An 18,688-nucleotide genomic window follows, 5' to 3' on the forward strand; every position below is an offset into this window, starting at 1 on the left:
GGTTAACTTTACCCAGCCATTTTTTTTGTTTGCATGAAATTAAATGCTTTATATATAAAAAATACTATTTTAATAACGTAGGAAAATATTTTTTAGCAGAACAATGACAACTCATTTTTTTGTTTAACGTTATTAACGAGATCTACGCCAAAAAGTTGAGTGAAATAACGCGATTAAATTAGGTACTGGTACGCATTTAATGCAAAATCGGCTCATCTTTTTTTAATAACGTTAATGATGAAAAATACACTATGAGCACAATTGAAAAAGCAGTGGTTGCTACGGATAAGCCAGTAAGTAAATGGACGTATAAGGATTTTACGTGGGTACTTTCTTTATTCGGTACCGCAGTTGGGGCAGGCGTTTTATTTTTACCTATCAAAGCGGGAGCCGGGGGGTTTTGGCCATTAGTCGTGTTGGCATTGATTGCAACGCCAATGATTTGGCTAGCACATAAAGGGCTTGCACGTTTTGTTTTATCATCTAAAAATCCAAATGCAGATATTACCGATACCGTTGAAGAGCATTTCGGTAAAACAGGCGCAAATATTATTACTTTTGCCTATTTCTTTGCGATTTACCCAATTGTATTAATTTATGGTGTTGGGATAACAAATACGGTCGATTCTTTCCTCGTGAATCAAATCGGTATGGACCCGCTTCCACGTTGGTTATTATCGGGTGTTTTGATTGCAGCAATGACAGCAGGCGTGGTTTTTGGCCGTGATTTAATGTTAAAGCTGACCTCGCTTATGGTCTACCCGCTGGTATTTATTTTATTAGCACTATCTTTGTATTTAATTCCTGAATGGAATATGTCAATGCTAGAAGTCGCACCAGACTGGGGTTCAATGCCAGTTGTGGTGTGGATGGCGATCCCATTGATCGTATTCTCATTTAACCACAGCCCAATCATTAGCCAATTTACCAAAGACCAACGTCAACAATTTGGTGATAAGGCAATTATCAAAACTGACATGATCACTGGTGGCGCAGCTCTGATGCTCACGGGTTTTGTGATGTTCTTCGTTTTCTCTGTGGTGCTATCGTTGAGCCCAGCAGAACTGGCTATTGCCAAAGAACAAAATATCAGTGTGTTATCGCATATTGCGAATATTAATCCATCCCCGATTCTGTCTTATTTAGGCCCAATTGTTGCCTTCGCCGCAATCGTATCAAGTTATTTTGGGCACTTTTTAGGGGCTCATGAAGGTTTAGTGGGTTTAATCAAATCACGTTCTTCTTTCTCACTAAAGAAAATTGAAATGGTATCGATGCTGTTTATCGTGATTACTACATGGATTGTCACCATTCGTAACCCAAGTATTTTAGGCATGATTGAAACGATGGGGGCACCAATGATTGCTGCTATCCTGTTCATTTTGCCTGTAGTATCGATGAATATTATTCCTGCAATGAAGAAATTTAGCACATCAAAACTGGCGCAAATTTTTACCTTTATCTGCGGATTAGCTTCTATTACATCGGTTATTTACGGCGCGTTTCAGTAAATATCTGAGAAAATAACGTACAGAGAAAGCCACTGCCTTACGGGGCGTGGCTTTTTTTATATCAAGATGCAATAGGTTATAAGTATCGACATTGATATAACCTGATGGTTAAGATGAAGAGGATGAAAATCACGCACAGTTATAACAAAATGAACTAACTCATATGAAATAATTTCAAGTTTAGATAGTTGTCTATCAAAGAGTCTTAGGTAATATCTAGTGTTAACACAGCATCGAACCTCTTACTCGATACCTAATCTGGCAGTGTTTTTCCAGTGCATCATAACAAGGATAACAAATGAAATTAGAAACATTATCGATTCACGCCGGCTACTCTCCAGACCCGACAACGAAGTCTGTCGCCGTTCCGATTTACCAAACCACCTCTTATGCTTTTGATGATACGCAACATGGTGCGGATCTGTTCGATTTAAAAGTTGCGGGTAATATTTACACGCGAATTATGAACCCGACTAATGATGTGCTGGAAAAACGTGTTGCTGCACTGGAAGGTGGTGTCGCTGGGCTGGCGGTTGCCTCTGGGATGGCGGCGATTACCTACGCGATTCAAACTATTGCTCAAGCTGGGGATAACATAGTTTCTGTTGCAAAGCTGTATGGCGGAACTTATAACTTATTAGCTCATGCTTTGCCTCGCTTAGGGATTGAAACTCGTTTCGCAGAACACGATGATTTAGCGGCATTAGAAGCGCTGATTGATGAAAAAACCCGTGCAGTTTTTTGTGAGTCTATTTCGAACCCCGCTGGGTTTATTGTCGATATTGCTGCGCTGGCGGAAGTTGCACATCGTCATGGCGTACCACTCATTGTGGACAATACGGTCGCAACGCCGTATTTATGCCGACCTTTTGAACATGGCGCGGATATTGTTGTTCACTCATTGACTAAGTATATTGGCGGTCATGGTACATCACTGGGCGGTATGGTCGTTGACTCTGGGAAATTCCCATGGACACAATATCCAAATCGTTTCTCACTACTGATTGAGCCCGATGTGGCTTACCACGGAGTCAGTTATACTGAACACTTTGGTGCAGCAGCCTTTATTGCTCGTTGCCGTGTTGCCCCTTTACGTGGAACGGGGGCTGCATTATCCCCATTTAATTCATTCTTGATTTTACAAGGTTTAGAAACCTTGGCATTAAGAATGGACAGACACACAGAAAATGCGCTAAAAGTGGCTAATTTTCTTGAAAAACACCCTCAAGTAGAGTGGGTTAAATATGCGGGATTACCCAGTAATCCCGAGCACGCGTTAGCGCAGAAATACATGAACGGTAAGCCTGCGAGCATTATGTCGTTCGGTATTAAAGGCGGACAAGAAGCAGGGGCTCGTTTTATTGATGCACTGCAACTGATTGTTCGGCTGGTGAATATTGGTGATGCCAAGTCACTGGCGTGTCACCCTGCATCTACAACTCATCGTCAGTTAAATGATGCAGAGCTCGCCCAAGCAGGTGTTTCACGAGATATGATCCGTTTATCTATCGGGATTGAACATATTGACGATATTCTTGCAGACCTTGAGCAAGCCTTAGTCGCTGCAAAATAGTTGTTAGTTGTTATCAAGAAAAACCAGTTATGGGTAATACCATGACTGTTTTTTTTGTTTGAGCATAAATAAAAAGGTTTTTATTTTAATTTTAAACATTAAGAATTAATTAATTTTTAAATATTAATAGAATCCCCTTAGGGAATGAACTATTTTTTATATAACGAGTCTTAACACTCGATTCTTATCTCTTTTTTAAGATGAATAAAATGTGGTATTCATTTATTGATTGTTTATAAATATCAATGTGAAAAACAGGGTAATCATTGATTTGTTTATGCGGGGTTTAATTGTCGCAATGATAATAACCTAATAGAAAATGGCAAGCGTTGCTTTCACGCTAACAGCTTAAAAGTATTAAATATTAATAACAAGAATGGTTGAGATGAGATGATTATGGCAAATAATAAAATTGCCTGCCTTAAGTGGTGTCTACTATTTGTATTTATTGTTGCAACCTATTTTTTGCCGTTAAACGGGCGGCTGTTATGGCAGCCTGATGAGCTCCGTTATGCTGAAATTAGTCGTGAACTAATCATCAGTTATAATTGGAGTGTGCCAGAACTGCTGGATGTTCGTTATTTCGAAAAACCCATTTTTGGTTATTGGGTTGGTGCTATTTTTCAAATGTTATTTGGTGAAAATAATGTTTCTGTTCGCCTTGGTGTTGTATTTAGTACACTAATCAGTGGGTTATTTGTTTACCTTAGCGCTAAAATGGCGTGGAAAAACCCACGTATCGCGTTTAATGCCACGTTTATTTACCTTTCCATGTTGATGGTGTTTACCATTGGCACTTATAACATTCTTGACCCTATCGTTACCGCATTTATCACGATGGTGATTTTCTTTTTCCAATGGGGGTTGACCACTAAACGATTTTCCCACCAGCTCTTGGCCTATATTTTACTGGGGGTGGCCTGTGGTTTAGGGGTATTAACGAAGGGGTTCTTAGTTTTAGTTTTGCCAGTGTTAGTGTGTTCAGTCGCTGGAATTTATTTTAAAAAATTTAAAGACGTTTTTGTTTTTTCATTTGTGTCGATTTTCACGGCCTTTGTGGTTTGCTTGCCATGGGCATTTGTGATTGCCAGTCGTGAACCTGATTTTTGGCGTTATTTCTTCTGGGTCGAACATATTCAGCGGTTTATGGCTGATAACGCTCAAAACAAATCCCCATTTTGGTTTTATATTCCTATCATGATGGCGGCAGTTTTGCCGTGGTTAGGTTACTTATTTGGTGCTTTGCGCCAAGCATGGCAGCAAAAAGGGATGCATTTTTATTTCTTATTATGGTTCCTTGCGCCGTTTATTTTTTTTAGCATCACTAAAGGTAAGCTACTCACGTATATTTTGCCGTGTATTGCACCCATCGCGATCTTAATGGCTGCGTATATTGAAAAAATGCTAACAGAGAAAAAAACACTCGCCATCCGTGCAAACGCGGTGATTAATATGGTGATTGGCGGGCTGGCTGCGGGCGTAATCATTGCATCACCATATATACCTAAAATTAATATTTATCAGGCAGATGAAAGCTATAAATTAGGGTTGGCGGCAGGGGCCTTTATTTTTTGGCTAGTGGTTGCTTTTATTTCAATGAAGCCGCGGTTTTGGTATTTAGCCGCTGTATGTACGGTAGCGATTAGTTTAAGTGTGGGCCATGTGATCCCAAATTATGTGGCAAGTAACAATACCCCTCAGAAGTTAGTCGCCAAGTATTCGCATCAACTGGAAAATAAATCGGTATTATTGACCAACAATGTGGGTTTAGGCACGGCACTAGCTTGGGTGCTAAAACGCAGTGATATTACGATGTTGCATCAAACGGGGGAATTAGGCTACGGGCTGCAATATCCTGATGCTGCAAACCGTTTTTATCGCTTGAGTCAATTACCTGCATTGTTAGAAAGCCATCAATACAAAAATGTAGCTGTCGTTGTGGAAGGCTCACAACATGAATTGGTTGATGCGCTTCCTGGTAATCCAATAATTATTCGAGAGGGCAATTTGATATTTGCCTTTTACGAAGGGTAGTGATGAAAAACCGCATAACTCATAATGAATTATGCGGTTTGGTTTGAAAAGGCTAATTAACGAGTTGGTTTAGTCGTCATTATTTCATTATCTGCAATGCTGGCCTTGCCAGTGTTAGTCGCTACCCCGTGGTAAATTAACAGCATTGCCATACTGTTACTCATCGTATTCATCTCTACAGTATGGGGCGTTTGGCGAAGGTTTTGCTTGTTACTTGCTGTATTTCTCATTGTGAAGTCTCCTGAGTTTCTTTGATCAGGCGATTGGCTTCAGCAAGCTCATAACGCCTAGGTGTCAATGTGGTAGCACTGTGATTGCGTGCTAATACTGAATAAATGGTTGGTAGAACAAATAACGTAAATAGCGTCCCAACTAACATCCCTGTGACAATGACTAACCCGAGGCCAAAGCGGCTGTTAGCACCCGCACCCGTGGCGAATAACAACGGCACCAAGCCAATCACCATGGCCGCTGTTGTCATTAAAATTGGGCGTAAACGAATTTGCGCGGCTTTTAAAATGGCATGACGGCGGTCTAATCCTTCATTAGCCTGTAATTCATTGGCAAATTCCACCATCAATATTCCATGCTTACTGATTAAACCAATCAAGGTCACAAGGCCGATTTGGGTATAAATATTTAGTGTGGCATAGCCCAAGGATAGTGGGATTAGTGCACCACAAATCGATAATGGTACAGTGATAAGAATGATCAGCGGGTCGACCAAGCTTTCATATTGCGCTGCGAGTACTAAATAAATAATGATAAGCGCCGCCATAAAGGCTAAGGCGAGGGTGTTACCTTCTTGTTTATATTGGCGCGAATCGGATTGCCAGTCATGGCTAAAGCCAGCTGGAAGTTCATTGGCAATTTCATCAAGGTAAGCAACTGCCTGTCCTAAAGTAACACCAGGAGCAGGAATGGCTTGGAATATTGCCGCATTTTGTTGGTTAAATTGCGTGAGTTTGTTCGGCTCAACTTGTGTATGAATATCCACTACCGTAGATAACGGTATCATTGAGCCAGTTTCTGCTTTGACATAGTGGCGTGAAAGCGCTTCTGGCGTCAGGCGTTGGTTGCGCATACTTTGTGGGATTACATCGTAAGAACGGCCATCCATCCCAAAGCGGTTAATATAGTTTTCGCCGACTAATAAAGTCAGGGATTCACCAATATCTTGCATACGAATGCCTAAACTGTTGGCTTTAGAGCGGTTAATGCGTACTTCTACCACAGGGTTGTTATAGCCGAGGTCACTGTCCACGACCATAAATAAACCACTTTCCCGCGCTTGTTGCTTGATTTCTTCCATGGTTTTATATAGCACCGAGTAATCTTGCGGGCTTCTTAACACCATTTGAATTGGTAACCCCCCAGTGGAACCAGGTAATGCTGGTAATTGGAAAACAAAAATACTGTTTCCTTCCACATCGCCAACGCGCCCCTGTAAATCCGTTTGAATAGCAGAAGCAGGTCTATCCCGTTTTTCCCAAGAAGACAAGTTGGTACCTCCAAAACTGGCGGAAGGGCCATCAGTTCCGTTAATAATCCACGTACTTTCGGTTTCAGGTAGTTCCATGAAAACATCATGTAATTTACGAGAAAACCGTTCGACATACTCAAGGTTGGCATGTTGTGGGGACTTAATCGCGGTTAATACGCTCGATTGGTCTTCAACAGGGGCTAATTCGCGCGGTGCGGATTGGTAAAGCATTGGCAAGCTGATGAATACCGCCACGGCAATCACACCCGTTATCCAACGGTTTTTTAACGAAAAATTCAATAAAATGGTGTAATAGTGCGCCAGAGTGGTGAAGAATTTTTCTGCCATCCGTGCCATGCGGCCTTCGTTCTGTTTTGAGTTCAGCATAAAGGAGCTCATGACAGGGGAAAGGGTCAATGCCACGATACCAGAAACAATCACCGCACCTGCAAGCGTTAGGGCGAATTCTTTAAATAACGCGCCCGTTAGGCCAGACATCAAGCCAATAGGCGCATAAACGGCGGCTAAGGTAATGGTCATCGCAATGACGGGCCCTGCCACTTCTCGGGCACCAATTAAGGCAGCTAATACAGGGGATTTCCCTTCTTCAATATGGCGATGGACGTTTTCTACCACCACGATGGCATCATCGACCACCAGTCCAATCGCTAAAACCATTGCTAGTAAGGTTAATAAGTTGATACTAAAGCCAAAAGCCATCATAAGAGCCGCAGCACCCAGCATGGATAAAGGAATGGCTAAGATAGGAATAATCACGCTGCGAATTGAGCCTAAACATAGGTAAATTACGGCAATAACGATCAGCAAAGCTTCGACTAACGTATTGATAACTTGGTCGATAGAGGCCTTAATAAACCGTGAAGTTTCAAAGGCCATTTCCACTTTCACTCCTGGTGGCAAAGTTTTATCAATATCTGGCATTAATTTATTCATGCCATCAACGATGACAAGTGGGTTGCCTGTTGGGGTTACAAACAAACCGAGGTAAATTGCGGGTTCACCATTCATTAAGCCACTCGTTTCTGTCGAGGCGGCTCCGAGTTCAATGGTGCCAACATCTTTTAAGCGAACTAATCCATTACCATCATTGCGGATCACTAAGTCACGGAATTCATCCACATTAGTTAAGTCGGTATTCACATAGACATTAGAAATGACATATTCGCCTTTGACTTTACCTGGTGCAGCTTGGTAGTTATTTTGGCGAACGGCTTGTGCAACATCTGCAGCAGAAAGCCCGCGGCCAGCCAGTTTATCGGCATCAAGCCATAAGCGCATGGCAAGTTGTTGCCCACCAAATACCTGTACTTTCGCGACGCCTTCAATAGAAGAATACATCGGCTCGACCACACGAGAAATATAGTCGGTTAGCGCAGGAATGGACAACTCGGTACTTGAAAACCCAATATAGGCAACCGCGGTTGATTCGCCAGAAGATAATTCGATGACTGGGTCATAAGCTTCTTTCGGCAACTTGTAGCGCACTTGGTTAACTTTCGCCATCACTTGCGCAAGGGCTTGAGTTGAGTCGCGGTTTAATTCCATACGCACGGTGACAAGGCTGCTACCTTGTACAGAAGATGAAGATAAATAATCGACGCCTTCAACTGAAGAAACGGCTTGGGCGATAGGCTGGGTGACAAACCCCTGCATCAGTTTTGCTGATGCGCCAGGATATTGTGTCGTAATCGTCACTGTGGCACTTTCTAGCTGTGGGTATTGGCGAATGGGTAATTTGCTCAGAGCAAATAAGCCAATCAACACGATTAACGCACTGACCACTAAGGCTAAAACAGGACGGCGTACAAAAATATCAGTAAATTTCATCACGCCTCCTTATGAACCTTGCTGAGTGTGTGCGGTGGGTTCAGACAAGGTATCTTGCGCAACTGGCGTAACTGCAGAACCATTATTGAGGCGTAATTGGCCTGATGTGACCACTTTATCGTTAGCGCTTAACCCATGTTCAACTTCAATTTTGCCATCCCAACGTTGGCCTGTTTTGACGGAAACGCGTTTGACCGTCATGGCATCACCTTCACCCTCTGTAATAAAGACTGTATCCCCGTAAGCGGTATAAGTGACAGCTGTTTCTGGGATAGTAAGTACCTGATTATTGGCTTGGCGAACCACATTCACGTTGGCGTACATACCCGCTTTGAGCGTGCCATCGCTATTTTCTAATGTCGCTTGTAGCGCAATAGTGCGTGATTTACCAATGAGAGGATCAATCGCAGTAATGCGAGCAGGGAAGGTTTTATTTGGGTAGGCGTCTACCGTAACATCAACCACTTGCCCTTGATGTAATTCAGGGGATGCTTGCTCGTCTAATGAAAAATTCAGCTTTAACGTTTTGGTATCAACCAAACTTGCGATGGTTTCACCAGGTGTTAGATACTGTCCTTCATGCACTTGACGAATACCAATCGTGCCATCAAAAGGTGCACGAATGGTTTTTTGCGCAATTAACGCTTGAGTTTGACGAATGAGCCCTTGAGCAATATCGCGCTCTGCTCGAGTACTATCCACTTGGGCTTCAGCTACTAAATGTTGCGCAGATAACGAACTGGTTCTTTGATATAAGCGTGCTGCATTACGCATCTGTGCTTGATAGCGAGATAAATCCGCTTGCTCTACGGCATCATTGAGCTGCACTAAAACTTGGCCTTTTTTGACTTGTTGTCCAGATTCAAAGGTTATTTTAGTAATTCGGCCATTCGTTTCTGCCGCAACTTGCACTTGGCTGCCAGCCTCTAATTCTCCCACACCATAAAACGTTCGTGGTGCCGTATCTAGAGTGACCGTAGCGAGTGCAACCTTGGTTGGCGGGTATTGGTATGCCGCTTTTTCGTCGCCCTCATTTTGTGCGTAGGTGGAATAAATGGCGCTACCGCCCCCTGCTGCGATTAAAATAGTACATAGTGTGATTATTGTTTTTTTACTCATTTAATTTTCCTTCTATTTCTGCATTTTCAGCGAGAAATAAAGACCTCGAAAATGCCCTGCAATCGCGATGGCAATTAACCCACCAATGACAGCAATATGTTCAATAGCCCAAAACATGGCGATTTGTGCTTGTTCTCCCGTGTAACTCCAAAAAGTGTGCACAATCACAATGGTGAGGAACAAAAAGGTGGCAAGTGCCCCTGTTGCAAGCCATAACAAACGGTTAAGTAATACGAAAACTGAGCCAATCAGCATCACAGCGGCAGAGGCTATATTGAAGAACCAGTCTGGATGCAGACCAGCAGCACGCATTTCAGCGAGACTACTTTCATAGTTAAGTACTTTGGCTAACCCTGATGAAATAAATAAAACCAAGACAAGTAAGCGAGCAATAAACCATAAGCTATTGCTTTCTAACATTTTGGTGATAACCAATGGCATGAACCTATCCCCTTTCAAAAAATAACGTCAATTGACAAAGTCACAGGGTCGCACTATAAAACCTTAAGTTAAGTTGAGGTCAAGCAAAGGTAAGCAAAAATGGCAAGTAAAGACACGAAAGCGATAAAACCCCAAAAAAATGGCGGAATAAACATCGATCCTACAAGGGCACTAACGGTTGGTGAGGTCGCTAAACGTTCAGGTGTCCCTGTTTCTACTGTGCATTTTTATGAATCAAAAGGATTAATACAAAGTACTCGAACACACGGCAACCAACGGCGATTCCATTCAGTCGTATTGCGCTATATTGCCATTATTAAAGTTGCGCAAAGTACAGGTATTCCATTGCAAGAAATACAGGATGCATTAGGCCGTTTTCCTGCAAATAGTGCACTTACGTCGGAGCAGTGGAAGGAAATGTCCACACAATGGCGTGTTTCGTTGGATAAACGTATTCGGCAGCTCACGCGTTTACGTAATGAATTGGATAATTGCATTGGTTGTGGTTGTTTATCATTAAGTGATTGCCCGTTGCGTAACCCTGATGACGTATTAGGGAAAAGAGGCCCTGGCGCACGTATTTTAGAGCGACCTTAAATAACGATAGAATTATGTCCTGCTATTAATCACACTTTTCATTTTTTGGATAGCTGCTGCGAAAAGTGGCTATTTCCCTTCATATATCATCGCTTTGTTGACTAAATTGCCGCACTGGGTGGATATTTTTTGCGCCCAGCGGCTACAGCTTTTCGCTCATTCTGCGTAATTATTAGTTATGTTAATTTTTTGTAAATTCATTGTAATAAGATGAGAGCGAAAAGAGGGCGTCAACGATGAAAGGTTTGAATAGCAAAATTGCAATTGTGACTGGGGGCGCGACCAAAATTGGCGCAACAGTGGCAAAAGTGCTGAGCAGTTATGGTGTTAAAGTCACTATTTTTGATATTGACGCAGTCAATGGTGAAAAAGTCGCACAAAGTGAGCCAAATATTGATTTCTTGCCTGTGGATATCACTGACGATCAACAACTTAAACAGGGCATTGATCGTGTTGCTCAAAAGTATGGGCAACTCGATTTTTTGGTTAATCTGGCCGCGACTTATCTTGACGAAGGCCAGCTATCTTCACGACAAGATTGGTTAACTGCATTAAATATCAATGTGGTCAGTGCCGTTATGGCGGCGCAATTTGCCAAAGCACACTTTGTGAAAGCAGGTAAAGGTGCCATCGTCAACTTTACCAGTATTTCGTCTTCTGTTGCTCAAACAGGCCGTTGGCTCTACCCCGCATCAAAAGCAACGATGCTGGAAGTGACTCGCAGCCAAGCGATGGATTATGCCGATAACGGTATTCGTGTGAATTCGGTTTCCCCTGGCTGGACATGGTCCCGTGTGATGGATGAAATTACGGGGGGCGACCGCAAAAAAACCGACCGTGTTGCTGCGGATTATCACTTATTAAAACGCGTGGGTGACCCTGAAGAGGTGGCTCAAGTTGTTGCGTTCCTACTTTCTGATCTGGCGAGTTTCGTGACTGGCGCAGATTACGCCGTTGATGGCGGTTACTCCGCTATGGGCCCTGAACAGGCTAAACCTGCAATTCCCCGTCTTGCACAATAAGACACCATTTAAACTTTGCTGAGGAAAATACTATGCGTCGTATTGCTATCGTAGGTGGTGGTCAAGCGGGGATGCCGTTGGCTTTAGGTTTGTTAGATAAAGGCTATTTCGTTACTGTTGCGACAAACCGCACACCAGAGGATGTTAAAAATGGCCGTGTGATGTCGAGCCAATGCATGTTTGATATTTCGCTGCAATTTGAGCGTGATTTGGGGATTAACTTTTGGGAAGACAAATGCCCTCCTGTTGAAGGCATCGGTTTTACTGTTCCTCATCCTGAAAAAACAGGTGAAAAAGCCATTTCTTGGCGCTCGCGCTTAGACAACTATGCACAAGCCGTCGATCAGCGCATTAAAATGCCTTATTGGATGGAATTGTTTGCAACACGTGGCGGCAATTTACGTATTGAAGATGTTGGCGTTGCAGAGCTGGAGCGTTTGGCAGAAACCCATGACCTCGTTGTGTTGGCGGGGGGGAAAGGGGAAATTGTTAAACTGCTTGAACGTGATGAAACGCGCTCGCCATATGATAAACCCCAACGTGCCTTGGCACTCACTTATGTGCACGGCATGTTGCCAACGTCTGAATACTCTCAAGTGTCGTTTAACTTGATCCCTGGTGTTGGTGAGTACTTTGTGTTTCCATCCCTGACCAATAGCGGTGATTGCCACATTATGGTCTTTGAAGGTATCCCTGGTGGCCCAATGGATCAGTGGGGTGAGGCGCGTACACCGCAAGAACATTTGGCGTACAGTAAAAAAATCCTTAACACCTATTTACCTTGGGAAGCCGATCGCTGTCGTAATATCGAATTGACGGATGATAACGGCATCTTAGCTGGGCGCTTTGCACCGACGGTGCGCAAGCCTGTATTAACGTTGCCATCGGGTAAGATTGTGTTTGGTTTAGGGGATGCGTTAGTGACGAACGATCCATTAACAGGCCAAGGCTCGAATAACGCGACTAAGGCTTGTAAAGTCTACTATGACGCGATCTTAGCGCACGGTGATAAGCCCTATACCGCACAGTGGATGAACGACACCTTCGAACAGTTCTGGAAATATGGTCGCCATGTTGTGGAGTGGACAAACTCATTATTAGCGCCACCAGAGCCACATATTTTGCATCTGTTAGGTGCTGCCCAGCAATTACCATCCCTCGCACACACTATTGCAAATGCTTTTAACTACCCGCCAGTTCTGTTCCCTTGGTGGAAAGATGGGGCGGCATGTGAGGCCTACATTCAATCACAAATGATGGAAGAAGCCCGCGCTTAACGGGGAGGATTGGCTATGTCTATGATTGCAGAGGATACATTTATGTGCGAAAGGGAATGGGGTCATACCGAATTTGAGTCGAAAACCTTGCGCAATTTGCTCGGGTGCTACCCAACAGGGGTCGCAATCGTGACAACACGAACCGCAGATGGCCGTGATGTGGGACTAACCATTAACTCATTTGCCTCGTTATCACTCGACCCACCATTAGTTTTATGGAGCTTAGTGAATCATTCACCAAACTTAGCGGTATTTCGTGATTGCTCACATTTCACCATCAATATCTTAGGCCACGGGCACCAAGAACTTGCTATGCGCTTTGCGAATCCACGCATTGAAAACAAGTTTGAAGAGGTGGCTATCCATCTGACCCCTGAAGGCGTGCCTGCTTTGCACGGCGCGATTGCGACGCTGGTTTGTGAAAACCACAAGCAAGATACTCTAGGTGACCATTTATTGATGGTGGGGCATGTGCGCCGTATCGGTAGTGAAACGGGTAAGCCGTTAGTTTTCCACGGCGGTGGCTTTACCGCTTTACATGAATCGCCATTGGCGTAGGAGAAACACCATGAATCAGCAAGCATTGATGATATTCGCTAAAGAATTACAGCAAGGCAATATTCAGGTTGTCGATCTAACACAAACCTTATCGCCATCATTCCCTGCACTGCAATTACCTGAGCAGTTTGGGCAGGTGTGGTCGTTCAGTATGGAGCAAATCTCCCGTTACGATGATAATGGCCCTGCTTGGTATTGGAATAACTTTAGTTGTGGCGAACATACTGGCACGCACTTTGATGCACCTATTCACTGGATCAGTGGAAAAGACCAAGCGAATAACACGGTCGATACCATCCCTGTTGAAAATTTTGTTGCCCCTGCCGTGGTGGTTGATGCAAGCAAAGAAGTGGCTGAAAATTCAGACTGGGTGTTAACGGTCGAGTTTTTGCAAAAATGGGAAGAAAAGCATGGCAAAATTCCCAAAGCGGCTTGGGTACTTTTTAGAACGGATTGGTCGAAAAAAGCGGATGATCCTGCGGCTTATGTGAGTATGCGTGAAGATGGGGCTCACACACCAGGGCCTTCCCAAGAAGCGGTTGAATGGCTCATTCACGAGCGTGACGTAAAAGGGTTTGGTGTTGAGACCATCAATACTGATGCAGGGCAGTCCTACAGTTGGCCTGTACCTTACCCATGCCACACCTTAATGCATGGCAATAATAAATATGGCCTACAGTGCTTGAAAAACCTAGATAAATTACCGCCAACAGGCGTGGTAATTGTTGCGGCTCCGCTGAAAATCGAAGGGGGATCAGGTAGCCCATTACGCGTCTTGGCACTAGTGGGGTGAGGTATGGCAACACTTTCTAACCCACAAGTGATCGTCGTTGGTAGCGGGATGAATTCCTTGATGTGCGCGGCTTTGCTGGCGGTGCGCGGAAAATCGGTGTTGGTGTTAGAACGAAACGATCGCTTAGGCGGTTGTATTCGGACTGAAAATTTATTTGAAGGGTATACCCATGATCTGCTTTCTTGTTGGTATTCACTGTTTGTTGGTAGCCCCGGCTATCAAGAATTAGAACCCCATCTGAAAAAGTATGGATTAGAGTTTGCCCAATGCGACTATTCAACAGGGTTAGTACAACCCGATGGGAAGTCTATTGCACTGAAGCGGGATGTTGCTGAGGCCGCGAAACAGCTCGATCTCATTGCGCCTGGTGATGGGCTAGCATTTCGTAAAATGGCAGACAAATTATTCACCCAAGATGCGGCGCTCACATTTGGTTTATTAGGGCAAAACCCTTATAGCGGCGGTATGTTAAAGCTGTTGTTTTCTGAATGGCGTAAACGGGGTGTCGATGGGTTGTTGGATTTTGCTAAATCAGGTGTGGAAAGCTTTCGTCGTTGGTCAGAACGTGAATTACAGCACGATTTTAGCCGCGCATTGATGGCGCCATGGGTACTTCACACAGGGTTAGGGCCTGATGAAGCGAGTTCGGCGCTAATTGGTAAATTAACCTTCGCTGCCGTTGTTGCTGGTGGGATGCCTGTCGTCAAAGGCGGCAGTTATCGTATCGTTGAGGCTTTTGCAAAAGTGATTGAAGCCCATGGTGGTGAGCTCAAAACAGGGATGCACGTCGAAAAAGTGGTGACTCAAGGTGAGGGGAAAAATAGCCGTGCGACGGGTGTTATCGTCAATGGACAAATGATCCAAGCTACCGAAAGTGTGGTGTGCAACGTAACCCCAACGCAGCTATATGGCTCATTACTTGATAATGTATCGCCTCAGGTGATGGAAAGGGCAAAAGGCTACCGCTATGGCCGTGCAGGTATGCAAATTCATTTTGCATTAAGTGCGCCACCACCTTGGTGCAATCCCGAATTATTAAATGTTCCACTCGTTCATTTCACTGAAAGCATGGAACAGGTTTGTTTATCCGTAACTCAAGCGAACAATGGCTATCTACCTGAAAAACCAACGTTTGGCATTGGGCAACCTACTACGTTAGATCCCAGCCGTGCGCCAGATGGCGGATGGATTTTATGGATCCAAATGCAAGAATTGCCAAGGCGCCTAAAAGGTGATTCCGCAGGAGAAATTCGCATCCCTGAAGATGGGCGGTGGGATGAAGACGTACGAGAGGCGGTCGCGGATAGAATTCAGCAACGTTTAGAGTTAGTCATGCCTGGTTTTTCTTCGTTGATCGTGGGGCGCCACGCAATTTCTCCTGCAGATTTAGAAAGTTATAACTGCAATCTTGTCGGTGGCGATCCCTATTCAGGTACTTGTTCCCCCGACCAATTTTTCTGGTTACGGCCTTTTGCAGCATCAGGTCAAACAAAAACACACAAAACAGCGGTTAAAAACCTTTTTCATATTGGCGCATCAACACATCCAGGGCCTGGCCTTAGCGGTGGTTCAGGTTACCTTGTAGCGCAAAAATTGACGAAAAAATAGGACATAAATAAAACGCAAGGGAACTGCGAGATAACAGGCAAAGCACACACAGTAAGAAAACCCACTATGGCAGGAAACATGATGAATAAAAAAATAATCAGTCAGCTTGTTGCAGGTTCGTGTCTCAGCATACTTTCGTTTGGTACCCTCGCGACGGAAGGGGGTGGGCTAGGGATCTATCCCGATGGTCTCGAAAACTTTATGTCAGGTGCATTACCTCCGCAAGGTGTACATGTGCTGATGTATGGTGGAAATGCCCATTATGACAGTATTCGCGATAATAAAGGGGATAAAATTCCTGTGCCAGGTTTTAGCGTGAATGTGAATGTATTGGCTCCTCGCTTAATTTGGGTAACGGATCAAAAAATACTGGGTGGTGACTTAGCCTTCCATACCATCGTGCCATTATTGGATGTGACTGCAAAAGCGGCAGGTAAAAAAGAGACGAGTCGTGGGCTAGGCGATGTAACGTTTGGACCTGCACTGGGCTTCCACCCTTCGGCAGATTTACATTATGTGGTTGGGTTAGATGCCTATGCACCGACAGGAAAATACAGTAAAACAGACCCTTCTAGTTTAGGTAAAAATTATTGGGCGTTACAACCCGTGTGGGCAATTAGCTATATTCCCCCTGTGGGCGTGAATGCGGATTTAAAAATGATGTATGACTTCAATTTTCGCAATAACGATACGAAAACTCGCTCAGGGCAAGCCTTTCATGCAGATTATGGTTTAGGTTGGGGATTTGGTAATGGGTGGGTAGCAGGGATTGGCGGCTATGCTTTTTGGCAAACAACAGATGACAGTGGCCCGAATTCGGCCCAAGGAAAAGCGCGTGCTTACTCCATCGGCCCTTCAATTCGCTACGCGAATCCACAAGGCTGGTTGTTTACTGCTAAATGGGAAAAAGATTTTGAAGTCAGAAACCGCCCAGAAGGTTCTCAAATTTATTTAAAAGCCTCTATTCCTTTCTAACTATTTAATTTTATTGATTTGAATGCACAGCATAATAAAAACCATGCTGTGCTTTTTTATTTATACTGTAAATATATAAATGATATTCTTTGTGAATAAAAAGATAAAAATGTATCTTTATATTTAAATGAAGGTTTAATGGATTTTAACTTCCATTTTATTGGTGTAAGTTAAATTAACTAATTTATCCTTAATATTGAAAATAGAGTTGACTTAATGTTTTAAGTGTATATTATTTCGCTCGGTTTTTAGTTGTAATATAAACTAGCATTAAATTTCTATATTAAGATATTCTTATTGCATTGATTTTTATTTATTTTTTAGTGTTTTAATCATTTAAAAATATAACATTTTTGCTTTAACGTAAAAATTTATATGAATGCTTTATGGTCTTATTTTTGAATTTTTATGTGTGAGTTAAAAATTAATTGAAAATCTGAATAACGTATTTTTCATTTTTGTCTCTATATTAGATACCCCTCTATACTTTAGAGTAAAGAGGGGTTTTTTTTCTTATATTTTAATATCATATTATATACAATAGCTTAATAAATATAATAATTATTGTTATTAAGCTTTTTTTATACTTTGACTTGGTGATTCACCATAGCGTTGTTTATATTCAGCACTAAAACGGCCCATATGTGCAAATCCCCAACGCAGTGCAACCCCAGTGACATTGGTGGCTTCACCTGATAACAATTCTGCACGTACGCGCTCCATACGCAAATCACGTAAATATTGCATGGGGCTAATATCTAAAAACTCTTTAAACCCTGCATATAAGCTACGTAAACTGACACCTGCAATATGTGCTAATTGCTCCACTGTAATTGGCTCGTGGGCATGAGCTTCTAAGTATTCCTGCACGCGGCGAACATGACGGGGACGGATTGTCGCTCGGCGTAAGCCCGAATCTTCAGTATAGTTATGGGCGTGTGTAGAAAGTAGCGTAACAGAGACTAATTGCTCCACTTGCGTGGCAATTAACTTATGTTGCAGAAGATCAGGGGTTCTCGTAGCGCATTCAATCAGGTAATTCATCAACGTGCGCCATTCAATACAAGATTGCCATGCAAAGCCTAATTCAAACACGAGTGGTTTATCCAGCGTATGGCCAAGTTGGCCTACTAATGATCTCTCTAATAATGATCGAGAAATTCTTAACATGCATTGGTCGTTATCACTATTCCAACGCATGGTTGTTGACTCTTCAGGGCTTAATAAAGAAGCCATTTGCGGTGTAGATTCTAGACGTTTTCCACCACTTTCAATGATAGCACTGCCTGCAAGTGGCATTTGTAAAAGAAAAAAATCCTCTAATTTTCCTGGTGCAATTGTCACATCCGCACCATAGCGTAAGCGGCTTAAGGAAATATCACCCATAGGAATATAATGCATACGTGCATCAAGGCGTTGATGGGGATTGAGTTGATGAAATTGGTGCGGTTTCATCACTCGACCCACCATTGATTTTATTTCTTCAGGATCAGCAGATGTAAATAACAAACGTTCTGACGAACAGATCTGATTTTCAATCTGAGGCGCAGATGAATGGGACCACGAGTTGCTCAACATCGAAGGTACCTCCAAAATGAGTCGCCAACCCCCCATTGACTGACTTAAGTAGTGGCTTGGCTATTTTTGCTTATTATAGGTTTTCTCAATGAATTCAATTAATTATTTTATTTAAGGCAAAAGTGCTTTAGGTTTTTTATTCAACATACTTTATTTTATTTATTATGATGATTAACCTTTTTGTTATTAACATTTCGTTAAAATATTTTTAACCAATTGTCAGTTGAACATATCATAAACAATTTTTCTTACCTAGCTAAATATGTGCAAA

At 43.0% G+C, this 18,688-nt stretch carries 15 protein-coding genes; 10 read left to right on the forward strand and 5 right to left on the reverse strand.

Annotation, left to right across the window (positions count from 1 at the left end; genetic code table 11):
- Nucleotides 1-251: 251 nt before the first annotated feature.
- From ACE2AL_RS02235 to arnT, 3 genes are all read left to right on the forward strand, one after another.
- Entirely contained in the window at nucleotides 252-1,511 is a 1,260-nt protein-coding gene (locus tag ACE2AL_RS02235) for an aromatic amino acid transport family protein (RefSeq protein ID WP_206086264.1), read from the forward strand.
- A gap of 298 nt (nucleotides 1,512-1,809) precedes the next feature.
- The gene (locus ACE2AL_RS02240) at nucleotides 1,810-3,084 is read left to right on the forward strand and encodes a bifunctional O-acetylhomoserine aminocarboxypropyltransferase/cysteine synthase (RefSeq protein ID WP_206086265.1); all 1,275 of its coding nucleotides are present in this window, start codon (nucleotides 1,810-1,812) and stop codon (nucleotides 3,082-3,084) included.
- A 390-nt stretch (nucleotides 3,085-3,474) separates the two neighbouring features.
- The gene (arnT, locus tag ACE2AL_RS02245; RefSeq protein WP_206086266.1) at nucleotides 3,475-5,118 is read left to right on the forward strand and encodes a lipid IV(A) 4-amino-4-deoxy-L-arabinosyltransferase; all 1,644 of its coding nucleotides are present in this window, start codon (nucleotides 3,475-3,477) and stop codon (nucleotides 5,116-5,118) included.
- Between the two features lie 56 nt (nucleotides 5,119-5,174).
- Here arnT and ACE2AL_RS02250 read toward each other — a convergent pair whose 3' ends face one another.
- From ACE2AL_RS02250 to ACE2AL_RS02265, 4 genes are read right to left on the reverse strand one after another with little or no spacing between them, the layout of a single operon-like run.
- Complete coding sequence (locus ACE2AL_RS02250; protein WP_206086267.1) at nucleotides 5,175-5,348, reverse strand: hypothetical protein; 174 nt, start codon at nucleotides 5,346-5,348, stop codon at nucleotides 5,175-5,177.
- Nucleotides 5,345-8,449, reverse strand: a complete 3,105-nt coding sequence (locus ACE2AL_RS02255; RefSeq protein ID WP_375083919.1) for a MexW/MexI family multidrug efflux RND transporter permease subunit — start codon at nucleotides 8,447-8,449, stop codon at nucleotides 5,345-5,347. Before ACE2AL_RS02255 ends, ACE2AL_RS02250 begins: the two co-directional genes overlap by 4 nt.
- Nucleotides 8,450-8,458: 9 nt before the next feature.
- Nucleotides 8,459-9,568 (reverse strand): efflux RND transporter periplasmic adaptor subunit, encoded by a 1,110-nt coding sequence (locus ACE2AL_RS02260; RefSeq protein ID WP_272681648.1) that lies wholly within the window; start codon nucleotides 9,566-9,568, stop codon nucleotides 8,459-8,461.
- Nucleotides 9,569-9,580: 12 nt separating this feature from the next.
- Complete coding sequence (locus ACE2AL_RS02265) at nucleotides 9,581-10,009, reverse strand: DoxX family protein (RefSeq protein WP_206086270.1); 429 nt, start codon at nucleotides 10,007-10,009, stop codon at nucleotides 9,581-9,583.
- Between the two features lie 99 nt (nucleotides 10,010-10,108).
- Here ACE2AL_RS02265 and soxR point away from each other — a divergent pair, with 99 nt between their 5' ends.
- The 7 genes from soxR to ACE2AL_RS02300 all read left to right on the forward strand — a co-directional run bounded on the left by soxR (nucleotide 10,109) and on the right by ACE2AL_RS02300 (nucleotide 16,839).
- Nucleotides 10,109-10,606 (forward strand): redox-sensitive transcriptional activator SoxR, encoded by a 498-nt coding sequence (gene soxR / locus ACE2AL_RS02270; RefSeq protein ID WP_225820685.1) that lies wholly within the window; start codon nucleotides 10,109-10,111, stop codon nucleotides 10,604-10,606.
- A gap of 236 nt (nucleotides 10,607-10,842) precedes the next feature.
- Nucleotides 10,843-11,628, forward strand: coding sequence for an SDR family oxidoreductase (locus tag ACE2AL_RS02275; protein WP_206086271.1), 786 nt, complete (start codon nucleotides 10,843-10,845; stop codon nucleotides 11,626-11,628).
- 32 nt (nucleotides 11,629-11,660) lie between these two features.
- Nucleotides 11,661-12,905 (forward strand): styrene monooxygenase/indole monooxygenase family protein, encoded by a 1,245-nt coding sequence (locus ACE2AL_RS02280; RefSeq protein WP_375083921.1) that lies wholly within the window; start codon nucleotides 11,661-11,663, stop codon nucleotides 12,903-12,905.
- A 15-nt stretch (nucleotides 12,906-12,920) separates the two neighbouring features.
- Nucleotides 12,921-13,463 carry a flavin reductase family protein gene (locus ACE2AL_RS02285; RefSeq protein ID WP_241016896.1) on the forward strand — a complete coding sequence of 181 codons (543 nt, stop codon included), beginning with the start codon at nucleotides 12,921-12,923 and terminating at the stop codon, nucleotides 13,461-13,463.
- Nucleotides 13,464-13,473: 10 nt separating this feature from the next.
- Complete coding sequence (locus ACE2AL_RS02290; RefSeq protein WP_371007621.1) at nucleotides 13,474-14,256, forward strand: cyclase family protein; 783 nt, start codon at nucleotides 13,474-13,476, stop codon at nucleotides 14,254-14,256.
- A 3-nt stretch (nucleotides 14,257-14,259) separates the two neighbouring features.
- Nucleotides 14,260-15,864 carry an NAD(P)/FAD-dependent oxidoreductase gene (locus ACE2AL_RS02295; protein WP_272574122.1) on the forward strand — a complete coding sequence of 535 codons (1,605 nt, stop codon included), beginning with the start codon at nucleotides 14,260-14,262 and terminating at the stop codon, nucleotides 15,862-15,864.
- A gap of 78 nt (nucleotides 15,865-15,942) precedes the next feature.
- Nucleotides 15,943-16,839, forward strand: a complete 897-nt coding sequence (locus ACE2AL_RS02300; protein WP_206086365.1) for a transporter — start codon at nucleotides 15,943-15,945, stop codon at nucleotides 16,837-16,839.
- 570 nt (nucleotides 16,840-17,409) lie between these two features.
- Here the strand turns inward: ACE2AL_RS02300 and ACE2AL_RS02305 are convergent.
- Nucleotides 17,410-18,417: an AraC family transcriptional regulator gene (locus ACE2AL_RS02305; RefSeq protein ID WP_206086275.1), complete on the reverse strand. Its 1,008-nt coding sequence runs from the start codon at nucleotides 18,415-18,417 to the stop codon at nucleotides 17,410-17,412.
- Between the last annotated feature and the right edge of the window lie 271 nt (nucleotides 18,418-18,688).

The organism is Providencia xihuensis (genome assembly GCF_041953405.1).
GTDB lineage: Bacteria > Pseudomonadota > Gammaproteobacteria > Enterobacterales > Enterobacteriaceae > Providencia > Providencia vermicola.